Annotated in this window: 8 protein-coding genes and 1 tRNA gene; 4 read left to right on the plus strand and 5 right to left on the minus strand. The window is 35.1% G+C overall.

The features are described 5' to 3' along the window. Positions 1-166 precede the first annotated feature (166 nt). Positions 167-556 carry an SPOR domain-containing protein gene (locus NQQ59_RS25075; RefSeq protein WP_144221524.1) on the plus strand — a complete coding sequence of 130 codons (390 nt, stop codon included), beginning with the start codon at positions 167-169 and terminating at the stop codon, positions 554-556. Between the two features lie 98 nt (positions 557-654). On the opposite strand, the gene NQQ59_RS25080 is transcribed toward NQQ59_RS25075, so the two are convergent. The 4 genes from NQQ59_RS25080 to rimP form a co-directional block, all read right to left on the minus strand. Next, complete coding sequence (locus tag NQQ59_RS25080) at positions 655-1,164, minus strand: DUF4920 domain-containing protein (protein ID WP_144215479.1); 510 nt, start codon at positions 1,162-1,164, stop codon at positions 655-657. Between the two features lie 134 nt (positions 1,165-1,298). Continuing rightward, complete coding sequence (infB, locus tag NQQ59_RS25085) at positions 1,299-4,181, minus strand: translation initiation factor IF-2 (RefSeq protein WP_144215480.1); 2,883 nt, start codon at positions 4,179-4,181, stop codon at positions 1,299-1,301. Positions 4,182-4,241: 60 nt separating this feature from the next. Beyond that, positions 4,242-5,495, minus strand: coding sequence for a transcription termination factor NusA (gene nusA, locus NQQ59_RS25090; protein ID WP_144215481.1), 1,254 nt, complete (start codon positions 5,493-5,495; stop codon positions 4,242-4,244). A gap of 19 nt (positions 5,496-5,514) precedes the next feature. Continuing rightward, positions 5,515-5,979 carry a ribosome assembly cofactor RimP gene (gene rimP, locus NQQ59_RS25095; RefSeq protein ID WP_186296591.1) on the minus strand — a complete coding sequence of 155 codons (465 nt, stop codon included), beginning with the start codon at positions 5,977-5,979 and terminating at the stop codon, positions 5,515-5,517. A 174-nt stretch (positions 5,980-6,153) separates the two neighbouring features. Here rimP and NQQ59_RS25100 point away from each other — a divergent pair, with 174 nt between their 5' ends. From NQQ59_RS25100 to NQQ59_RS25110, 3 genes are all read left to right on the plus strand, one after another. Further along, the gene (locus NQQ59_RS25100) at positions 6,154-6,978 is read left to right on the plus strand and encodes a universal stress protein (protein WP_144221527.1); all 825 of its coding nucleotides are present in this window, start codon (positions 6,154-6,156) and stop codon (positions 6,976-6,978) included. Between the two features lie 173 nt (positions 6,979-7,151). Then, a complete protein-coding gene (locus NQQ59_RS25105) occupies positions 7,152-8,573 on the plus strand; it encodes an aldehyde dehydrogenase family protein (protein ID WP_144215483.1) in 1,422 nt (473 codons plus the stop codon). 61 nt (positions 8,574-8,634) lie between these two features. Next, positions 8,635-9,438 (plus strand): AraC family transcriptional regulator, encoded by an 804-nt coding sequence (locus tag NQQ59_RS25110; protein WP_144215484.1) that lies wholly within the window; start codon positions 8,635-8,637, stop codon positions 9,436-9,438. Positions 9,439-9,500: 62 nt separating this feature from the next. On the opposite strand, the gene NQQ59_RS25115 is transcribed toward NQQ59_RS25110, so the two are convergent. Then, positions 9,501-9,571: transfer RNA gene (locus tag NQQ59_RS25115), tRNA-Gln, on the minus strand. Positions 9,572-9,575 lie beyond the last annotated feature (4 nt).

A 9,575-nucleotide genomic window follows, 5' to 3' on the forward strand; every position in this document is an offset into this window, starting at 1 on the left:
CAGGAAAAACACACACCCTCTTTTAAAACTTGCACAAAAATACGACTTATGAACTATTCTCAAAACCTTAAAATACTCTTAAATATCAATTTATATCAATTCTAAATAATATTAAAATTTTACACTCAAACTTTAAATAGTATTTTTGCATAAAAACCATCACATTATGAGAATTTTAAGTCCTTCAAAAAAATTGTTATTAACAATTACAACAATCGCTTTCGCACACAATATTAACGCACAAGACCAAAATTTAACATTGAACCAAGACGCTAAATTTGAGCAATTATTAAACGAGAAGCGTAAAATTAACACGTCAATAAATACAAACGATACTTATAGATTCCAAATCTTTAGCGGCAAAAGCGATGAGGCAAAAAAAACGCTTTCAGATTTCAAACGAGAAAACCCAAGCATAGACGGAACAATCATTTTTAGCACACCTAATTACAAAGTAATTGTAGGTAATTTTAAAACCAGAATAGAAGCCGAGAGAAATCTAGCAGAAATAAAAAACAGATACAAAAGTGTTTTCTTACTAAAACCGGGAAAATAAACTTTGAAAAACAAAAAAGCGAGATGTTGATCTCGCTTTTTTTATTTTAAACATTCTAAAGTACATTAAAAGGCCAACATCTTACTCACAATCCTTTATTAGTTTACAACCTTAATTCCGCTAGCCAAAAACCTTATTTCCTCCTTTGGTAGCTTTATAGCATCTATCTCGGCTTTTGTCTTTTTAGCGTCTTTTGCGTAATGTTTCAATTCTTCAACTGATGTAACTTTTCTTTCAGCAAAACCTTCCAAAACAACATTTTTTCCTCTAGCTGCAGTAGGCACAAAAAAAGCGTAATCCTTCATTTTTACAAAAAAAGAAGCACCATCTTCTGTTTTAATACTAACCCAACACCCTCTTTTAGGACAAACTCCCGTCACTTCTCCTTTTACAGCAACATTTTCCATCTTTCTGTTAGTTTTCAAACTCTCTTCTAATTTACTAACTGAAATTGCATTATTTACAGAAGTATTCGAAACATCCGCCCCATAATAATCTCCAACTAACGCATCTCCTGCTGGAGGGGCAGGCTTCTCAACATCTTCCTGTGAAAAACAAAAAGAAGAAAAACTCAAAAACAAAATGGCAGTATATACTCTTAATTTCATATCTATTATTTTTATTTAAATCAAAAATACCATTAATATCCGACATTAATCATCACAAAAAGATAAAAGCAATTGCCAGAACAAAAAAAAGTCCCGACTTCATGCCGGGACTTTTCAGATATAATGATTGAATATTATTTCAATTTCTTTTTGATTGCTACTTCGTGGTAAGCCTCAATAACATCATTAATTTCGATATCATTAAACCCTTTAATTTGAATACCACAATCATAACCTTTAGTCACCTCTTTAACATCGTCTTTGAAACGTTTTAAAGCGACTAATTCACCTGTATGAACTACAACTCCATCTCTAATAACTCGAATCTTAGAAGTTCTCAAGATTTTACCATCAGTTACCATACAACCTGCGATTGAACCCACTTTAGAAATTTTGAAGATCTCACGAATTTCAGCATTTCCTAAAACTTCTTCTTTCATTTCTGGCGCTAACATTCCTTCCATCGCATCTTTCAAGTCATCGATAGCAGCGTAAATGATAGAATAGTAACGGATATCGATTTCTTCTTTATCAGCAAGCTGTCTTGCATTTCCAGCAGGACGAACGTTAAATCCGATAATAATTGCATCAGATGCAGAAGCCAAGTTAACGTCGGTTTCTGTAATTGCACCAACTCCTTTATGAATAATATTGATTTGAACCTCTTCTGTAGAAAGTTTAGAGAATGAATCAGAAAGTGCTTCCACAGATCCATCCACGTCTCCTTTAAGGATTACGTTTAATTCTTTAAACTGACCAAGAGCAATACGACGTCCAATTTCATCGAGTGTAATATGTCTTTGTGTACGTACAGATTGTTCACGCATTAATTGAGAACGTTTAGATGCAATTTGTTTCGCCTCTTTTTCATCTTCAAAAACATTGAACTTATCACCCGCAGTAGCCGCACCATCTAAACCTAAAACTGATACCGGAGTTGAAGGACCTGCCTCCAAAACAGTATGCCCTCTCTCATCATGCATTGCTTTAACTTTACCGTGGTGTTTTCCTGCAAGCATGTAATCTCCAATTTTCAATGTACCTTGCTGTACTAAGATTGTAGAAACATAACCTTTTCCTTTGTCTAGGAAAGCCTCAACAACGGTTCCTTGAGCTACTTTATTTGGATTTGCTTTTAAATCTAAAATCTCAGCTTCCAATAAAACCTTTTCTAACAACTCCTTCACACCTGTTCCAACTTTTGCAGAAATATCATGTGACTGAATTTTTCCACCCCAATCTTCAACAAGTAAATTCATACCAGCCAAACGCTCTTTAATTTTATCAACATTAGCATTTGGTTTATCAATTTTATTGATTGCAAATATAATTGGCACTCCCGCAGCTTGTGCGTGAGAAATTGCTTCTTTAGTTTGCGGCATGATATCATCATCCGCTGCCACTACAATAATAGCAATATCCGTAACCTGAGCTCCACGTGCACGCATCGCGGTAAACGCCTCGTGACCCGGAGTATCTAAGAATGCAATTTTTTGCCCGTTATCTAAAGTAACCCCATATGCTCCAATGTGCTGCGTAATACCTCCAGACTCACCCGCAATAACATTTTCTTTACGAATATAATCCAGTAAAGATGTTTTACCGTGGTCAACGTGACCCATTACCGTCACAATTGGTGCTCTAGTTACTAAATCTTCTTCTCTATCTTCTACAACTTCAATTGCTTCTTCGATATCTACTGTAATAAACTCAACATCGTAACCAAACTCATCTGCAACGATAGTTAATGTTTCAGCATCTAAACGCTGATTCATGGTTACCATGATTCCAAGAGACATACAAGTTCCAATTACTTTAGTAATCGGCACATCCATCATGATTGCAATTTCACCAACCGTAACGAACTCTGTAACTTTAATAGTTTTACTTCCTTCGTCAAGTGCTCTTTGCTCATCATCAGATTTCTGACGGTGTGTTTCTCTTTTATCTCTTCTATATTTTGCCGCTTTAGATTTACCTCCTTTACCTTGAAGTTTTTCAAGAGTTTCTCTAATTTGGTTTTTTACTTCTTCTTCTGTTGGCTCAACTTTAGCCACAATTGCAGGACGATTTCCTTTTACAAAACCAGGTCTCTGACTTCTATTTGCATTAAACCCTCCACCATTGTTATTATTTGGAGTAATCTTATTAGGATTTGGCGTTCCAGGCGCATTATTCCCTGTAGCAGGTTTTTGCGCACCAGGAGTACCCGGCTTAGGAGCAATTCTTTTACGCTTATTCTTATTAGCGTTATTATTATTACCAACACCAGGAGTACCAAGTTTATTCTGAGCAGCTTTAGGATCTTCTTTCTTTTTCTTAGGCTTATTAAATTGAGACAAATCAATTGTTTGACCCGTAAGAGTAGTTCCTGAAAGTTTTTGATATTGAGTCGTAATTGTTTCCTCCGAAGTTGTTGGATCAGTTGACACAATAGGATCCTGCGCAACTTTAGAAGATTCCGCTTTAACCTCTTTTTTCTCAGTAATAATAGGTTCGTCCTTTTTCGTTTCTGCAACTGGCTGCGCCACCACTGGCTCAGCTTTCACTGTTTCATTCTGAACAGGTTTTTCTGCCTGCACTGGTGCAGTAACAACTTTTGGCTCTTCAACTTTAGCTGTTTCTTCAGAAGGAGTAACTGCAGGTTTTTTTGGATTCAAGTCGATCTTACCAACTTGTACAGGTCCAGAAACAACAGCTCTCGCTTTAATTATTTCCTGCTGTTTTTGACGCTCTTCTTCTTGTCTGCGTTTGTCTTCAATCTCTTTCTCACGCTCTACACGTAATGCCTCTTTTTCTTTTCTTTTCTCTTCTCCAACCTCTTTAGAAGCCTCCTTGTTCCCCTTGTCGCCCGCAAATTGGCTTTGAAGGATATTAAACTCGCTATCAGAAATTTTTGCATTTGGATTTGCATCAATAGCAATTCCTTTATCTTTTAGATAATCTACAGCTCTTTCTAACGAAATATTTAATTCCCTTAAAACCTTGTTTATTCTTATTACTCTCTCTTCAGACATATAACCTTTTTATTATTACCTTTTTCGTTGTGTTGTTAGAGCCGGATATTAGGCCATCGCCTAACTATCAAACTCTTCTTTTAGTATCTTCATAACATCTAGAATTGTTTCCTCTTCTAAATCTGTTCTTCTTACTAAATCTTCTACGTCGTGTTTTAAGATACTTTTTGCAGTATCCAAACCTATTTTAGCAAATTCTTCAATTACCCATTCTTCGATTTCATCTGAAAACTCTGTTAATTCAACATCATCTTCATCTGCAACAGTTCCAGCAACATCTCCTTCACGAATTACATCTAATTCGTAACCTGTCAATTGACCAGCCAATTTGATATTGTGACCACCTCTACCAATCGCTTTAGAAACTTCTTCTAATTTCAAGAACACTTCAGCTCTTTTGTTATCCTCATCGATTTTGATTGAAGAAACTTTCGCAGGGCTTAAAGCTCTTGTGATAAATAATTGAATATTATTTGTATAGTTGATTACATCAATATTTTCATTTCCAAGTTCACGAACAATTCCGTGAATACGAGAACCTTTCATTCCCACACAAGCTCCAACTGGATCAATTCTATCATCATAAGAATCTACCGCTACTTTTGCTTTTTCACCAGGAATACGAACTACATTTTTAACTGTAATTAATCCGTCGAAAACTTCTGGAATTTCTTGTTCAAATAATTTTTCTAAGAACTTTTCTGAAGTTCTAGACATAATAATTTGAGGTTTATTCCCTTTTAGCTCAACGCTTTCAATGATTCCACGAACATTATCTCCTTTACGAAAAAAGTCAGATGGTATTTGTTTTTCTTTTGGAAGCACAATTTCGTTTCCTTCGTCATCAACCAAGATAACTACTCTAGGACGCACGTGATGCACTTCTGCTGTATAAATATCACCGATAATATCTTTAAATTGCTTGTAAAGATTTGTATTATCGTGTTCGTGAATTTTAGATATTAAGTTTTGACGAAGTGCTAAAATAGCTCTTCTTCCTAAATCAATTAATTTTACTTCTTCAGAAACCTCTTCACCAATTTCAAAATCCGCTTCGATCATTCTTGCTTCCGTCAAGGTAATTTCTTCGTTTTCAAAATCAAGATCCTCATCAGCTACGATTACTCTTCTTCTCCATATCTCCATATCTCCTTTATCAGGATTTATAATAATATCGAAGTTATCATCAGATCCGTATTTTTTCTTCAATGCATTTCTAAACACATCCTCTAAAATTGCCATAAGCGTTACACGATCAATAAGTTTATTATCTTTAAACTCTGAGAATGAATCGATTAATGCTAAATTTTCCATGCGAATTCTTTAATTAAAATTAAAATGTTACCGTAACAACTGCCTCTTTGATTTCTGTATAAGGTATTTGTTGCTCTTTTTGAACTGTTTCTTTTCCTTTTCCTACTTTTTTCGGTTCTCTTGCTTTCCAAGACAAAATTATAAAAACATCGTTAGCTTCTATCAATTCTGCTTCGATTTTTTCGGTATTTGTAGTAACAATCAGCGTTCTACCAATATTTTTCTTGTATTGTCTTATCAATTTTAAAGGTGACCCTACTCCAACAGACGCTACTTCTAATGAGAAATCTTGTTCTTCACGATCCAGATTATTCTCAATTGCACGACTTATATCGATACAATCCTGAAGCGCCACTCCATTATCCCCGTCTAAACCAACACTAATTTTAAAAGAATCTGAAACAGCCAAATCAATCAAAAAGATCGATGGTTTTTCCAGAAGAGCCTCTTCAATTAATCCGTTTACTTTTTCTTTAAATGTCATAATTTTATAAAAAGAGGGGACACTTAGTCCCCTCATTATTTAGATTTTATTAAATAACTGTGCAAATATAGTGTTTTTTTTATAAATCAAATAAATTGATTGCTCTAAAAATATTTCTTATCTTTATAAGTGCATTAAAAAACGGAATTATTCACATTATTAACCCTCAAAATCATGAAACGAATTTTAGTACCTACCGATTTTTCAGAACATGCAGAAGATGCCTTAAAAGTTGCCGCTCAAATTGCAAAAAAGAACAACTCCGAAATCATTATTCTGCACATGCTAGAATTGCCACATCAAACAAATGACGCAATATTAGGCGGAATTAGCATTCCCGAAAGCATGCTTTTTATGAAAAAAGCAAACGAAATGCTGGATCAAGTTTCTGAAAAACCTTATTTGGACGGAATCGAGGTAACTGAAATCGTAAAAATGGACAAACCCATACATGGAATCACCCAAATAAGCAAAGAACACAATATTGACTTAATTGTAATGGGATCACATGGATCTTCTGGTGTTGAAGAATTATTCATTGGCTCTAATACCGAAAAAGTAGTCCGAAATTCCGACATACCCGTTTTAGTTATCAAAAAAGACATTTCAAACTTCAATGCATCCAATGTTGTTTTCGCATCCGATTTCTCGGAAGAAGCCAAAAAACCTTTCGAAAAACTTTTAAGTTTCACCAAAATATTTGATTCAAAAATACATCTTGTCAATATTTGCACACCAAACAGCTTCAAACCAACACATGTTGCCGAAAAAGCGATTAACGAATTTGTAGACCAATTCAACATTAGCAACTTCACTACTCAAATCTATAACGACACCAACATAGAAAAAGGAATAATTAATTTTGCTAACAGAATAAACGCTGATATAATCGGAATGTGCACACATGGCAGAACTGGTTTTGCACACTTTTTCAACGGAAGCATTAGCGAAGGACTAGTCAACCATGCCGTTAGACCCGTTATCACTTTAAAGATTTAAACAAAATTCTAACATAAACAAAAGCTTCTCAGATCGAGAAGCTTTTTTTTACACCCATTTTCTACTTATTAAAAAGTGAGCTTTTCAACAAAGCTTATTTGAGCTTTCCAACAAAGTCAAACACAGCATTAATCCAGAAATTTGTCAAATAAAAATTCATTAAATCAAACAACATGAAAACAATAGACAAAATTTACATTAACGGAGAATTCATTACCCCTAAAGGAACAGAATATTTTGATTTGACAAGCCCAACAACAAATGAAACATTAGGAAAAGTTCGACTAGGAAACACAGAAGACACACAAAACGCCATTAACGCAGCAAAAATTGCTTTTAAAACGTTTTCAAAAACCACTATTGAAGAAAGAATCCAATACCTGAAAAACATTAAAAGTGAAATCGAAAAAAGAAAAACCGAATTTATAAATGTAGTCACCGAAGAATACGGAGGAACATTTCAATTTGCCTCCACAAGCTTTACTTACATGCAAAAAAGCTTCGATTCTGCAATCGAACTTTTAAACAATTATAGTTTTAGCAAAACAATGGGAGAATCTGAAGTTCAAATGACACCTATTGGAGTAGTTGGAATCATAATCCCATGGAACTCGAGCAACGGTTTTATTTGCAGCAAACTATCCACAGCAATAGCCGCAGGATGCACCGTTGTTATAAAACCAAGCGAAATGAGTGCACAACAAACACAATTAATAACCGAATGTTTACATGAAGCCAAACTCCCTAAAGGCGTTTTCAACATAGTAAACGGTTTAGGCGAAATAGTAGGAAGCGAAATCAGCCGAAATCCGGATATTGCCAAAATTTCTTTTACAGGCTCAACCAATGTTGGAAAAATCATCGCAAAAGAAGCAGTAAACACAATGAAAAGAGTCACTCTTGAACTTGGAGGAAAATCCCCTAACATTATTTTAGACGATGCCGATTTCACTAAAGCAATTCCTCTTGCCATAGGCGCAGCATTCATGAATAACGGACAAGCCTGCATTGCAGGAACACGACTATTAATTCCAGAAAACAGGTTAGAAGAAATCAAACCTATCATCAAAGAAATCATTTCAAACACAATTATTGGCGATCCTAAAAACCCAAACACTAATATCGGTCCAATGGTTAGCACAAAACAATACAATCGTATTCAAGATTATATCCAAATCGGAATAAACGAAGGCGCAGAAATTCTTATCGGAGGACTAGGAAAACCTGAAGGCCTTGAAAAAGGAAATTTTGTTAAACCAACCGTTTTCGTGAATGCAAGCAACCAAATGCGCATTGCAAGAGAAGAAATATTCGGGCCAGTCTTAACCGTTATTACATACAAAACTGAAGAAGAAGCAATTGAAATTGCAAACGATACCACTTACGGACTTCAAGCTTATGTTAGCTCATCAGACGAAAAAAGAGCGCAAAGAGTCGCTTCTCAAATCAATGTAGGACGTGTTCAGATAAACGGAATCAGCCATGATCCAATGGCTCCTTTTGGCGGATTCAAACAATCTGGAATTGGACGCGAGTTTGGAATATTAGGCATGGAAGCCTACCTAGAACCAAGAGCTTTAATTCAACAAAAATGATTTTAAAGATCCGAAAATCTTCCTCAAAAAGATTATTCGGATCTTTTAGTAACTTTACAAAATGAGCACAAAAACAGCAAAACCCAAAATACTCTACTCTTGCTATTATTCCCGAAGTCGAGAAGGAGAACATTTCATTCCCGAACATGTTTTCAGCTATCAAATTTCTGGAGAAATGATTGCTTCGGACAATAAAAACACTTTTCACACAAAACCAGGAGATTTTCGTTTTAGCAGAAGAAATCACTTGGCGAAATTCACCAAAATCCCACCCGAAGGAGGAGAATTCAAAACGATTTCTCTTTTTCTAGATCAGGAAATCTTACGCGAAATCAGTAAAGAACACAACTACAAATCAGAAAAGAAAGCAGATTCCGAAGCCATGTTTTCGCTAACCCCGCACCCACTTTACCAATCTTTCATGGAATCACTACTTTCCTATTTAGAAGTTGAACAAGAAAACAACGAAGCTCTATTCAATTTAAAAATCAAAGAAGCCATTCATCTTTTACTAAAGATCAACCCCGAATTAAAAGACATTTTATTTGATTTTAACGAACCTGGAAAAATTGACTTGGAAGCATTCATGAATAAAAACTTCCACTTTAATGTACAAATGCATCGATTCGCCTATCTAACAGGAAGAAGTTTAGCCACTTTTAAACGAGATTTTCAAAAAGTTTTCCAGCAAGCACCTGGAAAATGGCTATTAAACAAAAGACTTCAAGAAGCCTACCATCTAATCAAACAAGGAAAATCACCATCAGAAGTCTACATAGGCGTAGGTTTTGAGGATCTATCACACTTCTCTTTTACATTCAAAAAGAAGTTCGGGATTGTCCCTTCCTCATTATATCAAAAATAAACAAAGAAAAAGCCTGAATTTATAGCATAAAAAAAGCCTCTCATTCCTGAGAGGCTTTTCTGTTGGTCTACTAGGACTCGAACCTAGAAAGACGGCACCAAAAACCGTAGTGTTACCATTACACCATAGACCAGCAG

This window comes from Flavobacterium panacis (genome assembly GCF_024649945.1).
Classification (GTDB): Bacteria; Bacteroidota; Bacteroidia; order Flavobacteriales; family Flavobacteriaceae; genus Flavobacterium; species Flavobacterium panacis.